Source organism: Halochromatium sp. NSM3, assembly GCF_059621085.1.
Genome location: NZ_JCAQIA010000012.1, coordinates 53,008 through 74,499 on the forward strand (window position 1 = coordinate 53,008; position 21,492 = coordinate 74,499).

Genomic DNA, 21,492 nt, shown 5'->3' on the forward strand with positions numbered 1-21,492 from the left:
ACCGATAGCGACCAGTCCTGAGCGCCGCGCTAACCCCTGCGGATGCGGTGCGCGATTTCGCAGACAGCACTTGAACCTCGTGATACAAGGGGTGATGCTCAAACTTTGCGTTGGCCGATGATTGATCAGTGCCGAAGCAATCAGGCAGGCAGTGTCGATTCAATTCGGCTGGGCAGCGTTTTAGGCTGCGTATGCGCCCGTGCCAGCCAGGCCATAGGCTGCCCTTTTCGCCTCTAAGTCGCTAACTTTTACCTTTTTGAGGGGTTGGGCGCAAATAGCCCAGAGGCTATCTCCAAGCCCTATTCACCGATCACTTCGGGCTGGTCAGCGATGTCCTCTCCGAGTGCCCGAGCCGGCTGCGCATGGAGAGTCGGTTGCCGCAACTGCAGGGTCGCGTACAGTTGGGCGGCGCGCTCAGCGGGCGCGACATCAACGCGACCAACAAGACCCTGAGCGGGCTACTGAAACTGCTCTACCCATCCGTTGACGCACCGATCTCCGACGCGGATCTGGAATGGGCCGTGCGGTTGGCGCTGGAGGTGCGTCGGCGCGTCAAAGAGCAGCAGAAGCGGATCGGCTCGGCGGAGTTTCGCAACACCGACTTCAGCTATCTGCTCGGCGAGGAGGGGGTCGAGACCTTCGTCGCCACGCTGGAGCTGTCGAGCGAGAACAGCATCGGCGTTGACCCTTACTCCCGTCCCAGCGCCTCCAAGTCCCGATCGCGCATGCCGATCAGATAGAGGATGCCGTCGAGGCCGACGGTGGCGATGGAGTGGCGCGCCTGCTCCTTGACCAGCGGCTTGGCGTGGAAGGCGATGCCGAGGCCGGCGATCGAGAGCATCGGTAAGTCGTTGGCGCCGTCGCCGACCGCGATGACCTGCTCCAGCCGGATGCCTTCGCGGGCGGCGATCTCACGCAGCAGCTCGGCCTTGCGCTGGCCGTCGACGATGCGGCCGGTGACGCGGCCGGTCAGTCGGCCGTTCTCGAATTCGAGCTGATTGGCATGCACGTCGTCGATGCCGAGGCGCCGTTGCAGGTGCTCGGCAAAGTAGGTGAAGCCGCCGGAGAGGATCGCGACCCGGTAGCCGAGCTGCTTCAACGCGCTGATCAGCCGCTCGGCGCCATCCGTAATCGGTAGCCGCTCGGCGATACCGGCAAGCACCGTCTCCTCCAGCCCCTCCAATAACGCCATGCGGCGGCGGAAGCTCTCGTTGAAATCCAGCTCGCCCAGCATCGCGCGCTCGGTGATCTCGGCGACCTGGGGGCCGACGCCAGCGGCGGCGGCGAGTTCGTCGATGACCTCGGTCTGGATCAGGGTCGAGTCCATGTCGAAGCAGACCAGGCGCCGGTTGCGGCGGAAGATGTCGTCCTCCTGGATGGCAATATCGACCTCGAGGTGATGGCCAAGCTCGAGGAAGCTCGCATGCAGGGCGCCGACATCGGCGACTGGACCCTTGAGCCAGAGCTGGACGCTGGCCGGGCGGCTCGGTCGGCTTGCGCGGCGCGAGATGCGCCCCGAGAGCCGCGTGATCTGCTCGATGTTGAGCCCGTTCTGAGTGACCACGGCGGACACTTGGGCGATCTGCGCGGCGGTGATCTCGCGCCCGAGCAGGGTCAGGATGTGGCGCGCCTTGCCTTGCTCATCGACCCAACGCTCGTAGGCGTCGGCCTCGACCGGGGTGAAGCGCACCGCGAGCCCAAGCTCATGGGCGGCGAACAGCAGCTCCTTGAACACCGGGCAGCTCGCCGGCTCCTCGGGCAGCTCGATGAGCATGCCAAGGGCGAGGGTGTCGTGGATCACCGATTGGCCGATATCAAGCACCGCGACCTCATAACGGGCCAGCACCTGGGTCAGGGCCATGGTGATACCGGGCCGGTCGGGGCCGGAGATATCGATCTGGACGATCTCGCGCATCGGTGTCGGGTCTAGGTGTTAGTGGTTAGAGGGCGTGTATCATTTCGCGAAAAATCTGATTTTGAAGGAATTTTTCAACGAGATCAGCACCTCTAAACGAAAAATAAGCAACCATTCAGTCCCTTGTAAAAATCGAGGCAGTATTGGTAAACACCCTCTTAGGTCAGTGCGGCATTTGGAGCGCGCGCTGGCTCGAACTCGAGTTCGGGCTCGGCGCCGATGAGGCTGAGCACTGCGGCGATCATCGGCTCGACTGCCGCCTGCGCCGTCTCGCTCAGCGTATAGCAGGCATAGCCCCAGTCAGCACCGCCGGCCGAGACCAGCCAGGTCTCGGGCACCCGTTGATACAGGGTCTGACACCAAGCGAGGAGTTCACGCGGATCGTGGAAATGGGCCATGGTCGAGAGGGCGCTGGCATCCGGCGCTAGGCGCTGGCGGCTGACCTCGCCGGGCGCTAGATTCGCTGCGGCGTCGATGAAGATGACGCGCTCGGCGCGGGCGAGATCATCGACCAGTTCGGCGGTCAGGATGTGGCGTGCCTGGACCTCGACCTGAGCGCTCAGCTCAGGGTCGGCAGTGACGCGCGTCTCGATCTGGTCGGCGACCAGAGGACCGAGCGCATCGTCGCCGCGAATCGGGCTGCCGTAGCCGATCACCAGCGCCCGCAGCGGCCTCTTGGTGCTGGTCGTGCAGGCAGCGGCGGCGCCTTCTTTGTGAGGGGCTGGCCCGCCAGCGGTGCTATGCGAGCTGTCATCGCCCCGAGACACAGTGGCGCTCATGCGTCGCGCACCAGGCGATCGATGACGGTGCCGGAGGCATCCTTCAGCTCGATGCTCAACGGCATCTGCCCGAACGCATGCGAGGCGCAGGAGAGGCAGGGGTCGTAGCAGCGGATCACCGCCTCGACCCGATTCAGCATGCCCTCGCTGAGCTTGTTGCCATCGACATAGGCATCGGCGACCTGCTTGATGCTGCGATTCATCGCCAGATTGTTGTGGCCGGTGGCGATGATGAGATCGACCCAGGTGATCAGGCCCGCCTCGTCGATCTTGTAGTGGTGCATCAGGGTGCCGCGCGGGGCCTCGGCGACGCCGATGCCCTCGTCGCGGTTGCCGCGCGCATGGGCGCGCACCCGCGTGTCGAGGATGCTCGGGTTCTTGAGCAGCCGTTGCATCATCTCGATCGCGAAGATGATCTCGACCAAGCGCGCGTAATGGTAGTGGAAGCTCGAGCGCACCGGCCCGGAGTCTTCCTGCAGCATGTGGAACTCGGCTAGGGCGACATCGGCGAACGGCGTGCCGCAGCTCTCGGCGTTATTCAGCCGCGCCAGCGGGCCGACCCGATAGATGCCGTTCGGGTAGCCCATCGGTTTGTAGTAGGGGAACTTCATGTAGCTGAAGTCCTCGACCGCCTCGCCGACGATGCGTGGATAATCCGACGGCGGCACCATGTCTTCAACGATGCGTCCCTGGGCGTCCTTGAGGCGCAAGAAGCCGTCGTAGTGCTCGAGCTGGCCCTTGGGCGAGACCAGCGACAGGAACATGGTCTGCATGGTGCCGAAGTGCTCGGCCTCATCCTTGAACTTGGGCACCATGGTCTTGAACAGTGCGTAGGTGTCCTTGGCGATGGTCAGCGCCTCCGGCAGCATGTTCAGCATCGCCTCGCGCTTGTCGCTGTCGAGCGGTTCGTTGACGCCGCCCGGCACCACCCAGGTCGGATGGATCTTCTTGCCGCCGAGCATCTCGATGATGGTCTGGCCGATCTGGCGCAGCTTGATGCCTTGCTTGGCCAGCTCCGGATCCTTGGCCATGACGCCGAAGATGTTGCGTTGGGCCGGGTCGGAATCCCAACCAAGCAGCAAATCGGGCGAGGAGAGATGGAAGAACGACAGCGCGTGCGATTGCAGCAGTTGCGCCAGGTTCATGAGCCGACGCAGCTTCTCGGCGGTGGGCGGGATGGTCACCGCGAGCAGGTCGTCGCAGGCCTTGTTGGAGGCCAGCAGATGGCTGACCGGGCAGATGCCGCAGGTGCGCGCGGTCAGCGCCGGCATCTCGCGGTAGGGGCGGCCCTCGCAGAACTTCTCGAAGCCGCGGAATTGGGTCAGATGGAATTTGGCGTCCTCGACGGCGCCGCTGTCGGCGAGCTGCAGCGAGATGCGGGCATGGCCCTCGATGCGGGTGACCGGGTCGATGCTGATGGTTCGGCTCATGGTCGCTGGGTCCGGGGCATGATGCGTGGATGGGGGAGCACTCGGTGCGCCATTCGACTAGGCGCCGAAGCGCGTGTGACTCAGCGGCTCCGGGGTGCGGCCGGCGATCAATTCGCTCAGCACATAGTGGATGGCATCGGCATTCGGCGGACATCCCGGGACGAAAACGTCGATCGCGACCACCGCATGCACCGGCAGGACCGTCTTGAGCAGTGCCGGGACGCCAACGCTCGGGATCTGCTGGTGGACGTTGACGTTCTCGAGATAAGCACGCTCGTAGACGCTCTCGAGCTTGAACGGATTGCGCATGGCCGGGATGTTGCCGTTGACCGCGCAGTCGCCCAGGCTGATGAGCAGTGTGCAGTGCTCGCGAAAGAGCTTCGCCTTGTGCAGATCTTCCTCGTTGCTGATCGAGCCCTCAATGATGCCGACATCGACCTGATCGGGCAGGGTCTTGGTATCGACGAACGGGCTGTAGACGATGTCGATCTTCTGGACCAGATCAACCAGGCGCTCGTCCATGTCGAGGAAGGACATATGGCAGCCGGAGCAGCCATCGAGCCAGATGGTCGCGACCCGGATCTTGTCGCCAGTGCCTGTACCTGCGGCGGGCTGCGACTGAGCCTGCGGCTGAGACGCTGTCAAGGTCGAGGCGTTGCTGTGGGTGGTCATCGTGCGGACCTCCGTCGGGCCAGAATCGGCAGGAAGTGCTGATCTTTGACCATTTCGCCGACCGAAGTGCCCTGCTTGACCAAGGCACCGGTCGGGCAGACCTGCACGCATTTACCACAGCTCGTGCAGGTGCCGCTCTCGCCCCAGGGTCTGGCAAGATCGGTGATGACCTGGCAGTCGCTGCTGCGGCCCATGATGTCCCAGGTGTGGGCGCCTTCGATCTCGTCGCAGACGCGCACGCAGCGGGTGCAGAGCACACAGCGGTTGTGGTCGACGCGGAACATCTCATGCGTGCTGTCGACCGCGTAGCCGTGATTGCGGTAAGGCATGCGGACATGGTCGACACCACAGGTCGTGGCCAGCCATTGCAGCTCGCAGTGGCCGTTGGAGACGCAGACCGAGCAGACGTGATTACGCTCGGCGAACAGCAGCTCGACCAGCGTGCGCCGATAGCGCTGCAGCTTCTCGGAGGTGGTGGTGACCTCCATGCCCTCGGCGACGCGGGTCGCACAGGCCGCGAGCAGACGGTTTTGACCGGCGACCTCGACCATGCACAGCCGGCAGGCGCCGACTACGGAGAGCCCGTCCATCCAGCACAGGCTTGGGATCGGGATCTTGTTCTCCCGGCACACTTCGATGATGGTTTCGTCTTCGCGCGCCGAGAGATCGTGGCCATCGATCTTCAGCGTGACGACTCGAACACTCGGTTGCGTGGCGATGATGGGCATCGGTCTTACCGTATCAGTCGAGGGTGGGTATGGCGCTGCGTGAGCCTTAGGGCCCGACGATACACGACCTCCGCGACCGGCGCATGTCCGCCCGCTGTCTCTAAAACCCTGCCGTTAGCGCTGTTATGTCCCGAGCAGGCGCCGGCGGCGCTTGGGCGCGCTGGGCTCGGGGCCAATGCGCTGAGTTCGCCCGCCGGCCTTTGCGCCGGCGCACGCCGCGTTCAGCGCTTGCTGAGTTTGTGTTTGATCAGTGCGCCAAACTCGGTGACCGCGAACCAGAGCACGCCGGCCCAGATCATGATCCAAGGCACGCGACGCCAGATCTCTAGCTCGGCCTCGGGCTCTGGCGGGAACATGTACCTCAGCATGATGCCGACCACCATGCCGCCCCAGAACAGGAGGCCGGCAATCGGGATTGGGCGCCCGGCGAGGCGTATTTTGAACGGCTCGACGGTCTCGTGGAAACTCGCATCGACGCTGTTGGCGGCCGCTGGCTCGGCGGGATTGCCGTGCGTGGCGGCGGTTTGGGGGCGCTGCTCGGACGCGCTATCGCGAGGCGCAGGGGCGCTGCTGGCGATGGGGAAACCGCATTGCGGGCAGCTCGGGGCGCGGCCCGAGACCTGGCGACCGCATTCCGGACAATCGATCAAGGCCATGCTTATGAACTCTATACTGTTGTGGCCCGCAGAGCGCGGGTTAGGCATCGCAGTTGATCAGGGCGCGTGCCGTTGCCGATGAGCGGGCAACTTGACGAGAAGCCCTGACAGTCACCGGGTATAAAAGCAAGTCCCCCGCGAGCGTTCAAGACCGGGCTCGATATTCTATTGCGCGGGCTCAAGAATCTCGGTGATATCGCGGCCGCGTTTGCCGTGCGCGCTCAATCAGCCGCGTTGGGCTGGCACTGATCGGCCGCAGCGGACGGGGTGCTGGGGTGGGGCTCGTTGGCGTTGCGCTCGAGTTGCTCGAGAAGCCGGCCGATCGATCGGATCGAGGGCTGGCGCTGCTCGGCGAGGGCGGTGCGGTCGATCGCATCGAGGAGTTCGCGCAAGACCCCTGGGTCACGCGGGCAGCGGCTGAGGAGGTAGCTGATCATCGCGTCGCCGAGGCGCAGTCCGCGCTGCGCGGCGCCGACGCGCAGTAATTCCGCGCGGCCGGCATCGCTCAATGGCTTGAGGTTATAGCTCGGGCCGGCGGCGAGGCGCGAGGAGAGATCGGGCAGCTGCAGGCCGAGGCGGCCGGTCGGCTGGCGTGCGGCTGCGAGCAGCCGTCGTTTGGCATCTCGGGCGCGGTTGTAGAGGTTGAACAGCGCTTGCTCCCAAGCCCGGTTGCCGGCAATGGCCTGCACCGCGTCGAGCAGAATGGCGTCGCGCTGCTCGAGGTCATCGAGGACATCCGGGGTGAGCTGGGGGGTATCCAGTGGCAGGTAGATGACGCTGAACCCGCGCTGGCGGATCTCGCCGGCGGCGCACACCAGCAGGCGTGACTTGCCGCTCGCCGCCGCGCCGTGGATGTAGAGATAGGGCTCGCCGCTGCCATCGGCCCAGTGCCGCACGGCGGCCACCACGGCCGCGTTGCCATGCGCCACAAAACCGTCGAGCCCGCTTGGTTCCGGCTGGCACAGCGCGAGCGGAAGCTGCGGAGGGGGCCGCTCGTGCACCGGGATGTCAGCGCTCGAGAGCCGCTGCCGTGGTGGCAAGACGGCGACCGAGTGCCTGGCAGAGCTGACGCTCGATCTCGGTGAGGGGTTGGTCGTTGTTGATGCCAGCCACGTGCGATGGGCCATAAGGTGTACCGCCGGCCTGGGTGTGGAGCAGGCCGGTCTCGCTGTACGGGAGTCCGACCAGCAGCATGCCGTGGTGCATCAGGGGCAGCATCATCGACAGCAGCGTGGTCTCCTGGCCGCCATGCAGACTGGAGGTGGAGGTGAAGACCCCGGCCGGCTTGCCACTCAGCGTGCCAGCAAGCCAGAGCGGCGAGCTGCCGTCGAGGAAGTACTTCATGGCCGCCGCCATGTTGCCAAAGCGCGTCGGGCTGCCGAGCGCGAGCGCGCTGCAATCGCGCAGATCGGCTTGTTCGGCATAGGGCGCGCCGGCGTCGGGAATCGTGTCCTCGGTGGCCTCGCAGACCGTCGAGACGGGCGCGACGGTGCGTAATCGGGCCTCCATGCCCGCTTCCTCGGAGCCTCGCGCGACCTGGCGCGCCATCTCGGCGGTGGCACCATAACGGCTGTAATAGAGAACGAGCAGGTAAGACATGGTGATCGGTTCTCGTGGATGCGGTTCGACACGGCGGTTCAATCGCGTTTGTGACACCGAGCAGGATAGCATGAGGCTGTCACCTCGCCCCTGCACGTCGTCCATCCCGCTGCCGGGCGGTTCGGACGTTCGCTCGCTGCGTGCTCAGTGTTGGGCCGAGGGCGCCGTGGCGTTGACGACACCGGTGAACAGCCCGCGCGCATCGACCGCATCGAAGCGGTAACCGCGATTGCAGAATTCGCAGGTCACCTCGATCAGCCCGCGCTCGGCGATGAGATCATCAATCTCATCGCGTCCGAGGGCGCGGAGGTTATCGGCAACCCGTGTGCGTGAGCAGTTGCAGCGGAACGCCACCGGCTCGGGCTCGAACAGGCGGATGTGTTCCTCATGGAACAGGCGCCGCAACAGCGCGGGCGCGTCCTGTTGCAGCAGCTCATGCGGCTGCACGGTGTCGGCCAGGATCACGGCCCGGTTCCAGTCGTCCTCGTCCTCGGTGTCGCCGGGCAAGCGCTGTAGCATCATGCCGACCGCGCGCTGGTCATTCACGGCGAGCCAAAAGCGCGATGGCAGTTGCTCGGAGGAGGCGAAGTAGCCCTCGAGGGCGGCGCCGATGCCAGCGCCCTCCAGCGGGACGATGCCTTGGTAACGGTCGCGGTGCTTGGCGTCGATGGTCAGGACTAATTGCCCGTTGCCGAACAGTGCCCGCAGATCGCCGGCCGGGATCTCTCCTTCCCAGCGCGCCAGACCCCTGACCGTGCCCTGGTGGGTGGCCTGGGCAACCAGGGTGCGAATCGGCCCCTCGCCTTGAGCCTGCAAGATCAGCGAGCCCTCGAGCTTGAGCGTGGCGGTGAGCAGCAGCACCGAGACCAGCGCTTCACCGAGCGGTTGCTTCACGCCCGGCGGATAGTGGTGGCGCTCGAGGACGGCTTGCCAGGCGGTGTCGAGTCGAACCAGCTCGCCGCGCACGCGCGAGTGTTCGAAGACGAAGCGGTGCAACGAATCAGTATCGGACGACATACTAGCTCCAGCGGCGATCGAAAGCAGGCGCGATGGCCCATGGTCGGTGGGCTCGGTGATGGGGGTCAGGGGCGTGGCAGGCGTGCCTCGACGCTGGCGGTTTTCCGCGTGAGGCGGCCTAGGGCGCCCTCGCGGATATCGAGCTTGACCGTGGCATAGACGCGTTCGCAGCCGGCGGCGGCAAGCACCGCGTGCGCCTGCTCGATCAGCGATAACGCCTCGCCGAGCTGTTCGGTCTCGAACAGGGTTCCCATGGCGGTCAGTTGATAGGGGTGGCCGCTGCCCGCGATCAATGCCACCACGGACGCGACATAGCCGCTCAGGTGCTCGCCTTGGCCGATGGGGAAGATGCTGAGATCAGCGAGAACAGACATGAACAGGCCTCCGGGGTTAAGCTAAGCGGGTCTTCGCCGCTCCTTGCTGTCTCGCGCTCGCTCATCGATGACTACCAACCCAACGCCAGATTTCACGCCCGGTGCCGATCCCGACTGGGACAGCCCGCTGAACTTCAAGCTCACGCCGGAGCTCATCGCGCATGCGTTGATGGAGACGGCCTCCGCCGTACACACGGGATGGGAGAGCTGCGTCGACGAAGAGGCCATCCTGTCACAGATTGCGGCGATGGACGAGACGGGCGATAAGAGTATCCGCCTCATCGAGCAGGAATTCGTCGATGAGCAGGATAACACCGCAGTCTGGCATGATTGGGCCCTCGAAGTGCGGGTGGGGGCGGTGTTCATCCTGGCGCATTGGCAGGCGCGCTCGAATGCTCCGGCGGTGGATTGGGAATGGTCGGCCGCCGCAGCCGAGCGTGCGTTCGAGCGCGCCTGCGTGCTGCTCGGTCGGCGTGCGCGCCGGGGTCTGGTCGTCGAGGAGCCGCTGCGGCCCGAGCTGCCGCCGCGCTCAAGCCGTCACTGAGTTCAGTCGCTGCTCAAAGGCGAGCCTGTCCGCATCCGAGCAAAGAGGTTCGGCACCAAATAGGATCACCAATCTAACCTGGGGGAATGAATGAAATTTCATATCGATGTCGAGGTGTCGCCGCTCGAGCTGCGCCAACTCATGGGGCTGCCGGATCTCGAGGGGCTGCAACAGCGCATGCTGGATGACATTCAGGCGCGGATCGAGCAGGGCGCCGAAGGCTATGATCCGATGGAGCTGATGCAGCCTTACCTCAAAACCAGCCTCGCCGGGATGGACATGATGCAGCGATTATTCGCTGCCGGCATGGGCGCGGCGGCGGGCCAGGCGCGCAAGGATGACGCCTAGCCGCCGTTGAGCGATACCCGCTCAGTAACCGCCTTTGCGATGAACCTCGGGCAGGCCGGCGATCTTGGTGCCTTGCTTGGTCGGCGCCAGCGGGAAGAGCAGGTAGACCTCCTTGCTGCTCGGCTTACTGCCCCATTTCTTTCCCATGTCCTTGAGTAGCGCCCGTTCCATGGGTTGGTTCTGGTTATTATTGAGATATTCATCGCGCAGATAGTTGATGACATCCCAGTGGCGTTCGGTCAGCTCGATACCCTCGCTATCGGCTACCGCCTTGGCGACATCCTCGTCCCAGTCGAGCGGGTTGACCAGGAACCCGGACTCGGTGGTCTCGATGCTCTTGCCGTTTACTTCGATCGCCATGTCGAATGCTCCTCTTGTCGTTCAATGCCGCCACGCCTTAGGTCGGCGGTCTAGGGTTGATCAATCGTGGGCGCGCGGTCGTTTGGGACCGGCGCTCGCCGATGAAAACCCGCGAATATTAGTCAATTGTTGTGAAGACGTCACCTGTGCGCGTGCGGCGCGTGTGGCTTGGTCAGCTGGCGGCCTTGGCGACCGCTTCAATTCCCTTATGCGGCAGAAAGATCCCACAGCCCATGGTCTGGTGAGCGCCGATGCCCTGTTGCTGTAGCGCGATGGCGTCATCAAGGCTGAGTTCGGCGAGCATCAGGCTGCGGGTCGGCACAGGGCCGGCGGGGGTGCTCAGGGAGAGAGCCTTGCCGCACAGGGCCTTGCGGAGCTTGATGCCGCGCTGCGCGAGTTCGCCGGCGATTCGGCGCAGGAATGGATCCTCGTCCTCGTCGGCATGGGTGACGACGTAGCGGGCAAAGAGGGTCCTCTCCGCGCTGAGCGGGCGCTCCTTGGCGCGACCGAGGGTGAGGCTCGAGCCTCCTCCGAGGTCGAGGGTGCGCCCTTCGAGCGCGGCCTGCAGCGCCTCCATGCGCGCGCGCGGGATGCGGATGCCAAGCTTGGTGCGGCGCGAGGGCAGCAGATGCTGCTCGCGCCCGTGCGCGGGCCGTTCCCAGCCGTTTTGCGAGCCTGCGACATGGATCGTATGAATGGCCGCCCGTGGCTCGTCGGCAAGCCAGGAGACGGCGCCGATCAGGGCCTCGGAGAGCGTGTGCGCATGATCCACGGGTAGCGATTTGCACCGTTGCAAGGGGAACATGAGGTCGATGACATCATCGGGAACCCGGGGCTGGGGCTCCGACTCGGATTCTTGCCAGAACATGGATCTGTCTCAGTTGACGGGGAGTTTGCCTTGCAGCGCGTCGCGATCGAACCACCACTCGTCTTGCACGAGCACGTCGACCACATTGCGCAGCCGCACGAGGAATTTCTCGGGCTCGCGCAGTTCCAGCCGATCGCGCCAGCGATCGAAGGCCTCTTGCGATTCGACTCCGCTATGGCGGCGCGCGACATCGGCGAGGATCTGCGAGGCGAAGAAACGCAAGTTCTCACGTTGCACACCCTCGGCGCGCACATCGGCGAGAAACAACGCGGTGGTCGCGGCGACGGCGGCACCATCGGCGTCGTCGGGCGTCTCGTCGATCACGTGCGACAGGAGTTCGATCGAGAGTTCGACATCGATGGGGTAGGTGACCGCGAGCCAGATGCCCTGGCCAAGGGCGCTGAGCGATTGCACTTGCTCGGCGCGGAATAGGACATCGCAGCTATCGGCCGCAGACTCGAAGGCCTCGCTGGCAATGAACGCCTCGAAGGCCTCGCGCGCCAGCGGCCAAGCCTCTTCACCGCGACCCAGCCCGACGAGGGTTCGGGCCTGTTGCAGTTGCAGCTCGGCGAGCTGCACGCGATCGGCCCCCATGCGCCGCAGTGTGGCGTATTGCTCCTCCAAGGCTAGGAGGTGCGATTCCAGGGCCGCTTCTTCGGCGGCGCGATTGGCGATCGAGTCGGCGGCGGTGTCTGCCAAATGGGTCCGCGTGATGTCAAAATGCTTCATGGCAACTGCTCTCGTCGCCGCGTCAGCCACGGCGCTGTCCTCTTGTATGAATGTCTGCCTGATTCCGCGACCACCGTGCAACCGGATCGGACGCGCATTGACGCTCAACGCACAAGACCGCTGAATGCAGCCTCAAGTCGATCTTCCCAGTCGTCCGGCGTGTCGGAAAACGGTGGCTTGACGTCGATGCGGAAGAAGCGTTCGCCGTGCCGCGCAACCTCCTGAATCGCGGGGATCAGGTCCTCGAAGCGCTCGATCTCTTTGTTGGAGACGAGGATATCGCTGAGCTTGAGCATGCGGTCTGAACCTCTTCTGGCTGGAAGTACGCCGATTGATCCGGCGTCAAGCGCACGGCTGTGCTGGTTGCTGTGCGGGTCACTGTCGTCTCGAGCAGGTAAAGCCGCAACGGCATAAAAACAACTCGGCATCACATCGATGGGCTGGCGCGCGGAGGTGGGACACTGTGCGGCGGGGCCTGGGGGATGCGGGAGGTGCGGGGGCGTGGCGGGGTGATTCAGGCAGCCTGAATAAGTTATTGGAATATTAGGATATGTTGACATAGGAGGGGCGGAGGCTTATGCTCTGAGCCCCATGATCGGCGCCAAGACCCTGTACTAGGTTGCTGATCGAAAAAGAGAAAAAGTGTGGCTGTCAACTATCCCCAAGGAGATATGAGAGGGTTGACCCTCTCTCCCTAAGGTGCGGTTTCCGGCTGGGCCTGTCGCCCCGTATAGTGCAGCTCCGTGGCACGCGGCGCCGCGAAAGAATCCGAATGCGATCTGTGTCTTACCACGACGTTTCTCGATAGGAGAGATAGCGACATGGCCCTCGACAAGCACCAAACTCCGATGCTCGACCAACTTGAGGACGGTCCCTGGCCGAGCTTCATCTCGGGCATCAAGCGTCTTCGCGACGAGCACGGCGACGAGCGCATCAATGCGCTGACGAACGACCTGCTCGGTCAGCTCGAGCACTCCTACGAGACCCGTAAGGGTTACTGGAAGGGCGGTACCGTCTCGGTCTATGGCTATGGCGGCGGCATCATTCCGCGCTTCTCCGAGGTCGGTAAGGCCTTCCCGAAATCCAGAGAATTCCACACCCTGCGCGTACAACCGCCGGCGGGTAACCACTACAGCACCGCGATGCTGCGCCAGCTCGCCGACAGCTGGGAGAAGCATGGCTCGGGCCTGGTGACCTTCCACGGCCAGACCGGCAACATCATGTTCATCGGTGCCGACACCAATGCCACGCAGCATTTCTTCGATGAGATCAACGAATACGGCTGGGACCTCGGCGGCGCTGGCCCCTGCGTGCGCACCGCGATGTCCTGTGTCGGCGCGGCGCGCTGCGAGATGTCTTGCACCAATGAGCTGAAGGCGCACCGCGCGTTGGTCAACAACTTCGTCGACGATGTCCATCGCCCAGCACTGCCCTATAAGTTCAAGTTCAAGGTCTCGGGCTGCGCGAACGACTGCCAGAACGCCATCGAGCGCTCGGACTTCGCCGTGCTCGGCACCTGGCGCGATGACATGAAGGTCGACCAGGACGAGGTCAAGGCCTACGTTCAGGCCAAGGGCCGCCAGTACATCATCGATAACGTCATCACCCGCTGTCCAACGCAAGCGCTGTCGCTGAACGACGACGATAGCCTGGTGGTGAATAACCGCGACTGCGTGCGCTGCATGCACTGTCTGAACGTGATGCCGAAGGCGCTGCATCCCGGCGACGACAAGGGCGTGACCATCCTCATCGGCGGCAAGCGCACGCTCAAGATCGGCGACCTGATGGGCACCGTCATCGTGCCCTTCCGCAAGCTCGACACCGCCGAAGATTACGAGGAAATGGTCGAGATGGCGGAGAACATCATCGACTTCTGGGCCGAGAATGGTCTTGAGCACGAGCGCTGCGGTGAGATGATCGAGCGCATCGGGCTGGCCAACTTCCTCGACGGCATCGGCATCGAGCCTGACCCGAACATGCTGAGCCATCCGCGCCAAAGCTCCTACGTCCGCATGGACGGCTGGGACGAGGCCGCAGAGCAGTGGTTCGAGCGCCAGGCCGAGAAGGCCGCCGGCTAAAAGGGTCGTCCCAGATCGGCTGTGGACACCGGCAGAGAGCGCTGCAAGCGCCTGCCGGTGCCGGCTTCGCCGACTTCGATCAGCACCTAACTGTTTACTGATTTACTGGAGAGTTGCCGATGGCTAAAGACATGCGCGAGCCCATCGAGTCTGGTTGCCCCGACCCGTGGCAGTACCTGCATCCAACGATGCGCAAGAACTTCGGCCAGTGGAAGTATCACGAGCATCCCCGTCCGGGCGTGTTGCGCCACGTCGCCTACAGCGGCGACGAGATCTGGACCGTGCGCGCGGGCACCCAGCGTATCCTCGATGTCTTCACGCTGCGTAAGCTCTGCGACATCGGTGACGAGTTCGCCGATGGCTATGTCCACTTCACGCTGCGCTCGAACATCGAGTACATGGTGACCGAGGAGTCGCGCGTGGCGCCGCTGATCCAGGCGCTGGAAGAGGCCGGTTTCATCGTGGGCGGTACCCAGAACTCGGTGGCCATGATCTCGCACACCCAGGGCTGGCTGCACTGCGACATCCCCGGCACCGACGCCTCCGGCGTGGTCAAGTCGATGATGGACGAACTCATCGACGAGTTCCGCAACGCCAACATGCCCAACCGCGTCCACCTCACCACCTCCTGCTGCCAGATCAACTGCGGCGGTCAAGGTGACATCGCCATCAACATCCAGCACACCAAACCGCCGAGGATCAACCACGACCTGGTGGCCAATGTCTGCGAGCGCCCGAGCGTCGTTGCCCGCTGCCCGGTCGCCGCCATCCGTCCGGCCATGGTCAACGGCAAGCCTTCGCTCGAGGTCGACGAGCGTAAGTGCATCTGCTGCGGCGCCTGCTATCCGCCGTGTCCGCCGATGCAGATCAACGACGCCGAGCACTCGAAGCTGGCAATCTGGGTCGGCGGTAACCACTCCAACGCCCGCGGTAAGCCGACCTTCCAGAAGCTGGTCGCCGCCGGTATCCCGAACAACCCACCGCGCTGGCCCGAGGCGACCGCAATCGTCAAGCGCATCCTCAAGGCCTACAAGGAAGGCGCGCGGGATTGGGAGCGTGTCAACGAGTGGATCGAGCGCATCGGCTGGCCGCGCTTCTTCGAGGAAGTCGAGCTGCCGTTCACCAAGTACCACATCGATACCTGGCGCGGCTCCCGTGCCAGCTTCAACGCCTCTTCCTACATCCGCTTCTAAGTCGCGGATTTGGAGCCCACACCAGCGAGGTCGCAATGAAGTTCGCAATCCAGGTCAATGAAGGACCCTACCAGCACCAGGCTGCCGATTCGGCGTATTTCTTCGCCAAGGCAGCGCTTGAGAAGGGACACGAGATCTTTCGGGTCTTCTTCTACCACGATGGCGTCAACAACTCGACGCGGCTAGCCAAGCCGCCGCAGGATGATCGCAACGTCGTCGAGCGCTGGGCCGAGCTTGCCGAACAACATGATCTCGATATGGTCGTCTGCGTCGCCGCTGCTCAGCGGCGCGGCGTGGTCGACGAGGGGGAGGCGCAACGCAACGGCAAGGATGCCACGAACATCCATCCTCGGTTTCGCATCTCCGGTCTCGGCCAGCTGGTCGAGGCGGCGATCCAGTCCGACCGACTCGTCGTCTTCGGCGACTGATCAGCGATCCGGAAGCAGAAACCAGGGGAATGCACCATGTCTGAAACCATCAAGAACTTTCTCTATCTGAACCGCAAGGCGCCCTACGGCACGATTTACGCCTGGGAATCGCTCGAGGTGGTGCTGATCGGGGCTGCGTTCGATCAGGATGTCAGCCTAGCGTTCGTCGATGACGGCGTCTTCCAGCTCACCAAGAATCAGAACACCTCGGCAGTCGGCATGAAGAATTTCTCGCCGACCTACGCGGCGCTCGGTGACTACGAGGTCAAGAAGGTCTTCGTCGAGAAGGAGTCGCTCGAGGAGCGAGGTCTCTCGCTGGACGATCTCCAGCACCTGACCTGGGAAGACGAGGATGAGGATTGGGCCGAGAAAGACTCGATCCACCTCGTTACCCGCGCCGAGATGGCGGCTATCATGGACGGCGCCGACGTCGTCTTCAGCTTCTGAGATCGAGCGAACATCCGAGGAACACGATGAGCACATTGCACACCGTCAATAAGTCGCCGTTCGAGAAGACGTCGTTGGCCGCCTGCCTTGAGCATGTGAGTGCCGGCGCCGCCGTCCTGCTGATCGAGGACGGCGTTTACGCGGCACTGACGCGAACCAGCGTCGAAGGGCAGGTCAAGGGCGCCCTCGACAACGTCAAGGTCTACGCCCTCGGCCCCGACCTTCAGGCTCGCGGCCTGTCCGAGGAGCGCGTCATCCCTGGAATCAGCGTCGTGGACTATGCCGGCTTCGTGGATCTTGCTGCGGAGCACGACAAGGTCCAGGCCTGGTTGTAATTTTTTCCCTTTTCCCTGCTTAGGAGAGTATCGATGCCAATCGAAGTAGATGGTAAGACGTTCGAGACCGACGAAGAAGGCTACCTGGCCAACATCAACGACTGGGAGCCCGGCGTCGCCACGGTCATGTCGAAGGAAGATGACCTTGAGCTGACCGACGAGCATTGGGACATCATCAACTACCTGCGCGAATACTACGAGGAGTATCAGATCGCTCCTGCGGTGCGCGTGCTGACCAAGGCCGTCGGCAAGAAGTTCGGCAAGGACAAGGGCAACAGCAAGTATCTGTATGGCCTGTTCCCCTACGGCCCCGCCAAGCAGGCGTGCCGCTACGCGGGTCTGCCGAAGCCGACCGGCTGCGTCTAACAGGCCGCTCGACCGGGCCAGCCCTAGGCTGGCCGGCTGTCTCGGGCTTCCAGCGAGCCCGAGCGCCTCGTCGGCGGCGGCTGAGACGCTGTCGACTCAAAAACGCTCAAACGATCGCGTGCCACTCGGTGCGTTCGATCAGAGTAGATCGCCATTGGGCCAACGCCACTGAGGTAGCGGAAACATGTCGTTTCTGTCGGATGTTTACGCCGGTCTGTTTTACTTCGCGGTCTTCGTGCTGGTTGCTGGGTTGGCCAATAAGGTCATCCAATATGCGCGCACGCCTGCCCCGCTGAAGATCCCGACCACCCCAGCGCCAACAACGAAGACGGGCGTGGCCCTTCGTATGACGCGCGAGGTGGTGTTCTTCGAGAGCCTGTTCCGTGGCAGCAAATGGACCTGGATCTTTGGCTGGATGTTTCACTTCGGCCTCTTCCTGGTCACCCTGCGCCATCTGCGCTATTTCCTCGATCCGGTGCCCGTGCCGATCCAAATGATCCAGCCCTTCGGTATCTATGGTGGGATCGCCATGGTGATTGGTCTCGCCGGGCTGTGGGTTCGCCGATTCTTTGTTGATCGGGTGCGCTATATCACCGCGCTCTCCGATCATTTGATCCTGGTGCTGCTGATTGCCATCGGCTTCTCGGGCCTGCTGATGCGCTTCGTGGTGCATACCGATGTGATGCGCGTGAAGCAATTCTTCCAGGGGCTCTATGTCGGCCAGGTGCAGACGCTGCCAGCCGATCCGGTCCTGCTGATGCATCTCTTACTGGTTGCGCTGCTGATGATCATCTTTCCATACAGCAAGCTCCTGCATGCGCCGGGACTCTTCTTCAGCCCCTCACGCAACCAGGTCGACAATCCCCGCGAACAGCGCCACATCGCGCCTTGGGCGCGGCGCATGGAGCAGGACTGAGCGGCGCCGCCGCTCACTGCGTTCTGTGATCCTGGTTGGCGACGTTCTGACACGAGGTTGAATCATGGCGAAGGCCGACTTCCAAGTCCCCGTACTCAAGCAGTACCCCGAGATCCCGGAGATCGAGCCGGGCGTCATGGCGCATTCGAGCCCGTTCAAATCGAAGCCGCAGTTCCAGGCCGAACTCGGCTTCCCGGGCGAGCTGGTCGATGACTGGCAGACGAAGGCGATCGACAAGATGGGCGACCTGCTCGGGCGCTATCGCTCGCTGCGTGTCTATCTCGATTCCTGCGTCAAATGTGGCTCCTGTACCGACAAGTGCCATTATTACCTTGGTACCCACGACCCGAAGAACATGCCGGTGGCGCGCCAGGATCTGATGCGCAAGGTCTATCGCCGCCACTTCACGCTCGCTGGTCGCCTATTCCCGAAGCTGGTCGGCGCCGAGGAACTCACCGAGGACGTGCTCGGTGATTGGTACAGCTATTTCCATCAGTGCTCTCAGTGTCGACGTTGCTCGGTGTTCTGCCCCTATGGTATCGACACCGCCGAGATCTCCATGGCCGCGCGCGAGATCATGGACCATATCGGCGTTGGCCAGAAGTACTGCAACGAGATCATCGGCAAGGTCTACAAGATCGGTAACAACCTGGGCCTGCCGGGGCCGGCGTTGGCGGATACGCTCGAAGGCTTGGAAGAAGATGTCTTCGACGAGACTGGTGTCGAGGTCAAGTACCCCCTCGATCAGGAAGGCGCCGATATCCTACTGGTCACGCCGTCGGCCGATTTCTTCGCCGAGCCACACGTCGATGGATTGATCGGCTACGGCAAGGTGTTCCACGAGGCCGGTGCCAGCTGGACGCTGAGCAGTTACGCCTCGGAGGCCGCCAACTTCGGCATGTTCATCGGCTCCTACGAGAACATGCGCCGGGTCGCGCTGCGTATCCGCGAGGCCGCGATCAAGCTCAAGGTCAAGCGCATCGTCTTCGGTGAATGTGGTCATGCCTGGCGCGTGGCCTATAGCTTTTTGAATACGCTCGCCGGCCCCTGGGATTTCCTCGATCAGCGCTACCCGATCCCGCAGCACATCTGCGAGTACACCCATGGCCTGATTCAGGAAGGCAAGCTGAATCTGGATAAGAGCCGCAACGATGACATGGTGCTGACCTATCACGATTCCTGCAACGTGGCGCGTGCCTCACGCATGGGTGACCGGCCCGGCGGTCAGTTCGATATCCCGCGCGCGATCATCCGCGCGACCTGCAATAACTTCTATGACATGGACGAGGAAACCATCCGTGATCGCACCTTCTGCTGCGGCGGCGGTGGTGGCCTGCTCACCGACGATCTCATGGAGATCCGGGTCAAGGGGGCGCAACCGCGTGTCGAGGCCCTGAATAACGTCATGCAAGAAAAGGGCGTGACGCACATGGCCGCGATCTGCGCCATCTGCAAGAGCCAATTTACCAAGGTCCTGCCTTATTACGGGATGGACCTGGATCAGATCGTGAGCGTCCATCAGCTGGTCTCGAATGCATTGGTGTTGACTGGCGAGGAGACCGACGACGAAGACGAGGCTGCCGATGAGGCTGCCTGAGCGGATGCGGCATCTCGCATCCGCCCGACCATGAGCGACTGTAGCGACGACGAGCTTCGGGTGCGCTAAGCGCAGCCAGCGCCGGTGGCCGATCAAGGGCCTCAGCTCGACCTCGACTCTTCTTAGGAGCGTTATCGATGGCAACTTCCACTGACGAAATGACAACCCTTTCCTGGCGCCGCTTCGAGGATGGCGACAATGTGTGGGACAACCTCACCGAACAGATCTTCGTTCAGGATACGTCTCACAAATGTCCCACCTATGTGCACAAGACGCCGCCCTGTCAGGGGAGCTGCCCATCCGGTGAAGACATCCGCGGTTGGCTGCAGATCGTGCGCGGCCTCGAGCAGCCGCCCGAGGGCATGACTTGGCAGGAATATGCCTTCCGTCGCTCCACGGATGCGAATCCGTTCCCGTCGATGATGGGCCGCGTGTGCCCGGCCCCCTGTCAGGACGGCTGTAACCGCAACGAGGTCGAGGACTTCGTCGGCATCAATGCGGTCGAGCAATTCATCGGCGATAACGCGACGGCGAATGGCTATAAATTCGAGTCGGCACCGGTCGACACCGGCAAGCGCGTCGCCATCATCGGTGGTGGTCCGGCCGGTTTGGCCGCAGCCTATCAGCTGCGTCGCAAGGGCCACGCGGCGACCATCTTCGAGGCCAACAGCGAACTCGGCGGCATGTTCCGCTACGGCATCCCCGGCTATCGCGTGCCGCGCGATGCGCTCGATGCCGAGATCAACCGCATCCTCGACATGGGCCAGATCGAACTCAAGATGGGCACCAAGGTCGGCGTCGACATCAGCGTCGAGCAGCTCGAGCAGGACTATGACGCCATCCTCTGGGCGATCGGCTGTCAGTCTGGCCGCGGCCTGCCGGTGCCGGGCTGGGAAGGCACCCCGAACTGCGTCTCCGGTGTCGCCTTCCTGAAGGCCTTCAACGAGGGTCGCATGAAGGTCACCACTGACAAAGTGGTCTGCGTTGGCGGTGGCGATACCTCGATCGACGTCGTCTCGGTGGCGCGGCGTCTCGGCCACATCACCACATCCAACAAGCGTGACCTGCCCGAGAGCGTGATCCACGACGGCTACGTCGCCCATGATACGGCGATGACAGCCGCCGCCGAGGGTGCGGAAGTCACGCTCACCTCGCTGTTCACGCGCGATAAAATGACCGCCTCCGAGCATGAGGTCCACGACGCATTGCACGAAGGCGTGACCGTGCTCGACGGCGTGATGCCGGTCGAGGTCATCAAGGACGACAACGGCCGTGCGGTCGGGCTGAAGGTCGCCGATTGCGAGATGAAGGACGGCCGGCCAACGCCGGTGGAAGGCACCGAGCGCGTGCTCGAGGCGGATCTGATCGTCGCCGCGATCGGGCAGGGCGGTGAGCTGACCGGGCTCGAAGATCTGGATAACGGGCGTGGCCTGATGAACAGCGATAAGTTCTATCAGGTGCCCGATAAACCGGGGCACTTCGTCGCGGGCGACATCATTCGTCCGCATCTGCTCACCACCGCCATCGGCCAGGCCTGGATCGCGGTCGAGTCGATCGATGAGTACGTCAACAAGGCCGAGCATAAGCGCCGCCCCAAGGTCGATGTGCATCACTTCGATCTGCTCGCCAAGCTCAACGAGGCGAAGCTCGCTCCGGAGCCGTTCAAGGTCGAGGCCAGCGGCGATCTGCGCGGCACCTCGCAGGCGAAGTATGCCATCCACAACTACGAGGACCGCTCGGGGGCCGAGGTCATCCCGCATGACGAACTCTTCCTCGGTCACTTCAAGTACGAGCCGCGCATCCTGCGTAAGGAAGAGGTGCCCAGTGCCGATGAGGTGCTTGGCCACTTCAAGGAGCGTGTCATCGGCTACAGCGATGAGGATGCGGTCAACGAGGCCAAGCGCTGCATGAGCTGCGGCATGTGCTTCGAGTGCGACAACTGCGTGATCTACTGCCCGCAGGATGCCGTGTTCCGCGTCAACAAAACCGAGAGCACGACGGGCCGCTATGTCGACACCGATTACGACAAGTGCATCGGCTGCCACATTTGCGCCGATGTTTGCCCGACCGGCTACATCAAGATGGGCCTCGGTGAATAAACAATCCGCAACCA

At 63.3% G+C, this 21,492-nt stretch carries 25 protein-coding genes and 1 pseudogene; 12 read left to right on the forward strand and 14 right to left on the reverse strand.

From position 1 onward, the window contains the following. Positions 1-308 precede the first annotated feature (308 nt). Positions 309-740, forward strand: a pseudogene (locus tag AC54T3_RS07180) (BREX system Lon protease-like protein BrxL); the annotation flags it as partial. On the opposite strand, the gene serB reads toward AC54T3_RS07180, so the two are convergent. The 10 genes from serB to AC54T3_RS07230 all read right to left on the reverse strand — a co-directional run bounded on the left by serB (position 689) and on the right by AC54T3_RS07230 (position 9,170). Further along, positions 689-1,915 (reverse strand): phosphoserine phosphatase SerB, encoded by a 1,227-nt coding sequence (gene serB, locus AC54T3_RS07185; RefSeq protein WP_496623566.1) that lies wholly within the window; start codon positions 1,913-1,915, stop codon positions 689-691. The pseudogene AC54T3_RS07180 and the gene serB overlap by 52 nt on opposite strands. A 158-nt stretch (positions 1,916-2,073) precedes the next feature. Beyond that, a complete protein-coding gene (locus tag AC54T3_RS07190) occupies positions 2,074-2,694 on the reverse strand; it encodes a hydrogenase maturation protease (RefSeq protein ID WP_496623567.1) in 621 nt (206 codons plus the stop codon). After that, entirely contained in the window at positions 2,691-4,124 is a 1,434-nt protein-coding gene (locus tag AC54T3_RS07195) for a Ni/Fe hydrogenase subunit alpha (RefSeq protein ID WP_496623569.1), read from the reverse strand. The genes AC54T3_RS07190 and AC54T3_RS07195 overlap by 4 nt, the downstream gene beginning before the upstream one ends. A gap of 57 nt (positions 4,125-4,181) precedes the next feature. Further along, positions 4,182-4,796 (reverse strand): NADH-quinone oxidoreductase subunit B family protein, encoded by a 615-nt coding sequence (locus AC54T3_RS07200; protein ID WP_496623571.1) that lies wholly within the window; start codon positions 4,794-4,796, stop codon positions 4,182-4,184. After that, positions 4,793-5,524 carry a bidirectional hydrogenase complex protein HoxU gene (gene hoxU, locus AC54T3_RS07205; RefSeq protein WP_496623573.1) on the reverse strand — a complete coding sequence of 244 codons (732 nt, stop codon included), beginning with the start codon at positions 5,522-5,524 and terminating at the stop codon, positions 4,793-4,795. Before hoxU ends, AC54T3_RS07200 begins: the two co-directional genes overlap by 4 nt. 221 nt (positions 5,525-5,745) lie before the next feature. Continuing rightward, a complete protein-coding gene (locus AC54T3_RS07210; RefSeq protein ID WP_496623575.1) occupies positions 5,746-6,180 on the reverse strand; it encodes a hypothetical protein in 435 nt (144 codons plus the stop codon). Between the two features lie 221 nt (positions 6,181-6,401). Further along, positions 6,402-7,181: a DnaA regulatory inactivator Hda gene (gene hda, locus AC54T3_RS07215; RefSeq protein WP_496623576.1), complete on the reverse strand. Its 780-nt coding sequence runs from the start codon at positions 7,179-7,181 to the stop codon at positions 6,402-6,404. Between the two features lie 7 nt (positions 7,182-7,188). Next, the gene (gene wrbA, locus AC54T3_RS07220; RefSeq protein ID WP_496623578.1) at positions 7,189-7,779 is read right to left on the reverse strand and encodes an NAD(P)H:quinone oxidoreductase; all 591 of its coding nucleotides are present in this window, start codon (positions 7,777-7,779) and stop codon (positions 7,189-7,191) included. A gap of 144 nt (positions 7,780-7,923) precedes the next feature. Next, positions 7,924-8,796, reverse strand: a complete 873-nt coding sequence (gene hslO / locus AC54T3_RS07225) for an Hsp33 family molecular chaperone HslO (protein ID WP_496623580.1) — start codon at positions 8,794-8,796, stop codon at positions 7,924-7,926. Positions 8,797-8,861: 65 nt separating this feature from the next. Further along, complete coding sequence (locus AC54T3_RS07230; RefSeq protein ID WP_496623582.1) at positions 8,862-9,170, reverse strand: MTH1187 family thiamine-binding protein; 309 nt, start codon at positions 9,168-9,170, stop codon at positions 8,862-8,864. A gap of 67 nt (positions 9,171-9,237) precedes the next feature. Here AC54T3_RS07230 and AC54T3_RS07235 point away from each other — a divergent pair, with 67 nt between their 5' ends. Both AC54T3_RS07235 and AC54T3_RS07240 read left to right on the forward strand, forming a co-directional pair. Next, a complete protein-coding gene (locus AC54T3_RS07235) occupies positions 9,238-9,714 on the forward strand; it encodes a hypothetical protein (RefSeq protein ID WP_496623583.1) in 477 nt (158 codons plus the stop codon). 90 nt (positions 9,715-9,804) lie between these two features. Beyond that, positions 9,805-10,062, forward strand: coding sequence for a DUF6489 family protein (locus AC54T3_RS07240; protein ID WP_496623585.1), 258 nt, complete (start codon positions 9,805-9,807; stop codon positions 10,060-10,062). Positions 10,063-10,083: 21 nt separating this feature from the next. On the opposite strand, the gene AC54T3_RS07245 is transcribed toward AC54T3_RS07240, so the two are convergent. The 4 genes from AC54T3_RS07245 to AC54T3_RS07260 form a co-directional block, all read right to left on the reverse strand. Further along, positions 10,084-10,422, reverse strand: a complete 339-nt coding sequence (locus AC54T3_RS07245; RefSeq protein WP_496623586.1) for a TusE/DsrC/DsvC family sulfur relay protein — start codon at positions 10,420-10,422, stop codon at positions 10,084-10,086. A 172-nt stretch (positions 10,423-10,594) separates the two neighbouring features. Beyond that, positions 10,595-11,290 (reverse strand): type I-MYXAN CRISPR-associated protein Cas6/Cmx6, encoded by a 696-nt coding sequence (locus AC54T3_RS07250; protein ID WP_496623588.1) that lies wholly within the window; start codon positions 11,288-11,290, stop codon positions 10,595-10,597. A 9-nt stretch (positions 11,291-11,299) separates the two neighbouring features. Continuing rightward, on the reverse strand, positions 11,300-12,019 hold the full coding sequence (locus AC54T3_RS07255; protein ID WP_496623590.1) for a hypothetical protein: 720 nt from the start codon (positions 12,017-12,019) through the stop codon (positions 11,300-11,302). A gap of 104 nt (positions 12,020-12,123) precedes the next feature. Then, positions 12,124-12,315, reverse strand: a complete 192-nt coding sequence (locus tag AC54T3_RS07260; RefSeq protein WP_496623592.1) for a sulfur relay protein DsrC — start codon at positions 12,313-12,315, stop codon at positions 12,124-12,126. Between the two features lie 525 nt (positions 12,316-12,840). Between AC54T3_RS07260 and dsrA the strand changes: the two genes are divergently transcribed. The 9 genes from dsrA to AC54T3_RS07305 all read left to right on the forward strand — a co-directional run bounded on the left by dsrA (position 12,841) and on the right by AC54T3_RS07305 (position 21,478). Next, positions 12,841-14,097, forward strand: coding sequence for a dissimilatory-type sulfite reductase subunit alpha (gene dsrA / locus AC54T3_RS07265; protein ID WP_496623594.1), 1,257 nt, complete (start codon positions 12,841-12,843; stop codon positions 14,095-14,097). A 119-nt stretch (positions 14,098-14,216) separates the two neighbouring features. Further along, positions 14,217-15,290 carry a dissimilatory-type sulfite reductase subunit beta gene (gene dsrB / locus AC54T3_RS07270; protein ID WP_496623596.1) on the forward strand — a complete coding sequence of 358 codons (1,074 nt, stop codon included), beginning with the start codon at positions 14,217-14,219 and terminating at the stop codon, positions 15,288-15,290. 35 nt (positions 15,291-15,325) lie between these two features. Beyond that, the gene (gene tusD / locus AC54T3_RS07275) at positions 15,326-15,718 is read left to right on the forward strand and encodes a sulfurtransferase complex subunit TusD (protein WP_496623598.1); all 393 of its coding nucleotides are present in this window, start codon (positions 15,326-15,328) and stop codon (positions 15,716-15,718) included. Positions 15,719-15,754: 36 nt separating this feature from the next. Further along, on the forward strand, positions 15,755-16,165 hold the full coding sequence (tusC, locus tag AC54T3_RS07280) for a sulfurtransferase complex subunit TusC (protein ID WP_496623600.1): 411 nt from the start codon (positions 15,755-15,757) through the stop codon (positions 16,163-16,165). A gap of 26 nt (positions 16,166-16,191) precedes the next feature. After that, complete coding sequence (tusB, locus tag AC54T3_RS07285; protein WP_496623602.1) at positions 16,192-16,500, forward strand: sulfurtransferase complex subunit TusB; 309 nt, start codon at positions 16,192-16,194, stop codon at positions 16,498-16,500. A 33-nt stretch (positions 16,501-16,533) separates the two neighbouring features. Continuing rightward, positions 16,534-16,866: a TusE/DsrC/DsvC family sulfur relay protein gene (locus AC54T3_RS07290; RefSeq protein ID WP_323682251.1), complete on the forward strand. Its 333-nt coding sequence runs from the start codon at positions 16,534-16,536 to the stop codon at positions 16,864-16,866. A gap of 184 nt (positions 16,867-17,050) precedes the next feature. Further along, positions 17,051-17,782 carry a respiratory nitrate reductase subunit gamma gene (locus AC54T3_RS07295; RefSeq protein ID WP_496623604.1) on the forward strand — a complete coding sequence of 244 codons (732 nt, stop codon included), beginning with the start codon at positions 17,051-17,053 and terminating at the stop codon, positions 17,780-17,782. A gap of 64 nt (positions 17,783-17,846) precedes the next feature. After that, positions 17,847-19,379: a sulfate reduction electron transfer complex DsrMKJOP subunit DsrK gene (dsrK, locus tag AC54T3_RS07300; RefSeq protein ID WP_496623606.1), complete on the forward strand. Its 1,533-nt coding sequence runs from the start codon at positions 17,847-17,849 to the stop codon at positions 19,377-19,379. Positions 19,380-19,516: 137 nt separating this feature from the next. Next, a complete protein-coding gene (locus AC54T3_RS07305) occupies positions 19,517-21,478 on the forward strand; it encodes an NAD(P)-binding protein (protein ID WP_496623608.1) in 1,962 nt (653 codons plus the stop codon). The last annotated feature ends 14 nt before the right edge of the window (positions 21,479-21,492 follow it).

Bases quoted from the DNA above. Each gene is read 5' to 3' on its own strand.
- serB (WP_496623566.1), bottom strand. From the start codon at position 1,915: ATGCGCGAGATCGTCCAGATCGATATCTCCGGCCCCGACCGGCCCGGT.
- AC54T3_RS07190 (WP_496623567.1), bottom strand. From the start codon at position 2,694: ATGAGCGCCACTGTGTCTCGGGGCGATGACAGCTCGCATAGCACCGCT.
- AC54T3_RS07195 (WP_496623569.1), bottom strand. From the start codon at position 4,124: ATGAGCCGAACCATCAGCATCGACCCGGTCACCCGCATCGAGGGCCAT.
- AC54T3_RS07200 (WP_496623571.1), bottom strand. From the start codon at position 4,796: ATGACCACCCACAGCAACGCCTCGACCTTGACAGCGTCTCAGCCGCAG.
- hoxU (WP_496623573.1), bottom strand. From the start codon at position 5,524: ATGCCCATCATCGCCACGCAACCGAGTGTTCGAGTCGTCACGCTGAAG.
- AC54T3_RS07210 (WP_496623575.1), bottom strand. From the start codon at position 6,180: ATGGCCTTGATCGATTGTCCGGAATGCGGTCGCCAGGTCTCGGGCCGC.
- wrbA (WP_496623578.1), bottom strand. From the start codon at position 7,779: ATGTCTTACCTGCTCGTTCTCTATTACAGCCGTTATGGTGCCACCGCC.
- hslO (WP_496623580.1), bottom strand. From the start codon at position 8,796: ATGTCGTCCGATACTGATTCGTTGCACCGCTTCGTCTTCGAACACTCG.
- AC54T3_RS07230 (WP_496623582.1), bottom strand. From the start codon at position 9,170: ATGTCTGTTCTCGCTGATCTCAGCATCTTCCCCATCGGCCAAGGCGAG.
- AC54T3_RS07235 (WP_496623583.1), top strand. From the start codon at position 9,238: ATGACTACCAACCCAACGCCAGATTTCACGCCCGGTGCCGATCCCGAC.
- AC54T3_RS07240 (WP_496623585.1), top strand. From the start codon at position 9,805: ATGAAATTTCATATCGATGTCGAGGTGTCGCCGCTCGAGCTGCGCCAA.
- AC54T3_RS07245 (WP_496623586.1), bottom strand. From the start codon at position 10,422: ATGGCGATCGAAGTAAACGGCAAGAGCATCGAGACCACCGAGTCCGGG.
- AC54T3_RS07250 (WP_496623588.1), bottom strand. From the start codon at position 11,290: ATGTTCTGGCAAGAATCCGAGTCGGAGCCCCAGCCCCGGGTTCCCGAT.
- AC54T3_RS07255 (WP_496623590.1), bottom strand. From the start codon at position 12,019: ATGAAGCATTTTGACATCACGCGGACCCATTTGGCAGACACCGCCGCC.
- AC54T3_RS07260 (WP_496623592.1), bottom strand. From the start codon at position 12,315: ATGCTCAAGCTCAGCGATATCCTCGTCTCCAACAAAGAGATCGAGCGC.
- dsrA (WP_496623594.1), top strand. From the start codon at position 12,841: ATGGCCCTCGACAAGCACCAAACTCCGATGCTCGACCAACTTGAGGAC.
- dsrB (WP_496623596.1), top strand. From the start codon at position 14,217: ATGGCTAAAGACATGCGCGAGCCCATCGAGTCTGGTTGCCCCGACCCG.
- tusD (WP_496623598.1), top strand. From the start codon at position 15,326: ATGAAGTTCGCAATCCAGGTCAATGAAGGACCCTACCAGCACCAGGCT.
- tusC (WP_496623600.1), top strand. From the start codon at position 15,755: ATGTCTGAAACCATCAAGAACTTTCTCTATCTGAACCGCAAGGCGCCC.
- tusB (WP_496623602.1), top strand. From the start codon at position 16,192: ATGAGCACATTGCACACCGTCAATAAGTCGCCGTTCGAGAAGACGTCG.
- AC54T3_RS07290 (WP_323682251.1), top strand. From the start codon at position 16,534: ATGCCAATCGAAGTAGATGGTAAGACGTTCGAGACCGACGAAGAAGGC.
- AC54T3_RS07295 (WP_496623604.1), top strand. From the start codon at position 17,051: ATGTCGTTTCTGTCGGATGTTTACGCCGGTCTGTTTTACTTCGCGGTC.
- dsrK (WP_496623606.1), top strand. From the start codon at position 17,847: ATGGCGAAGGCCGACTTCCAAGTCCCCGTACTCAAGCAGTACCCCGAG.
- AC54T3_RS07305 (WP_496623608.1), top strand. From the start codon at position 19,517: ATGGCAACTTCCACTGACGAAATGACAACCCTTTCCTGGCGCCGCTTC.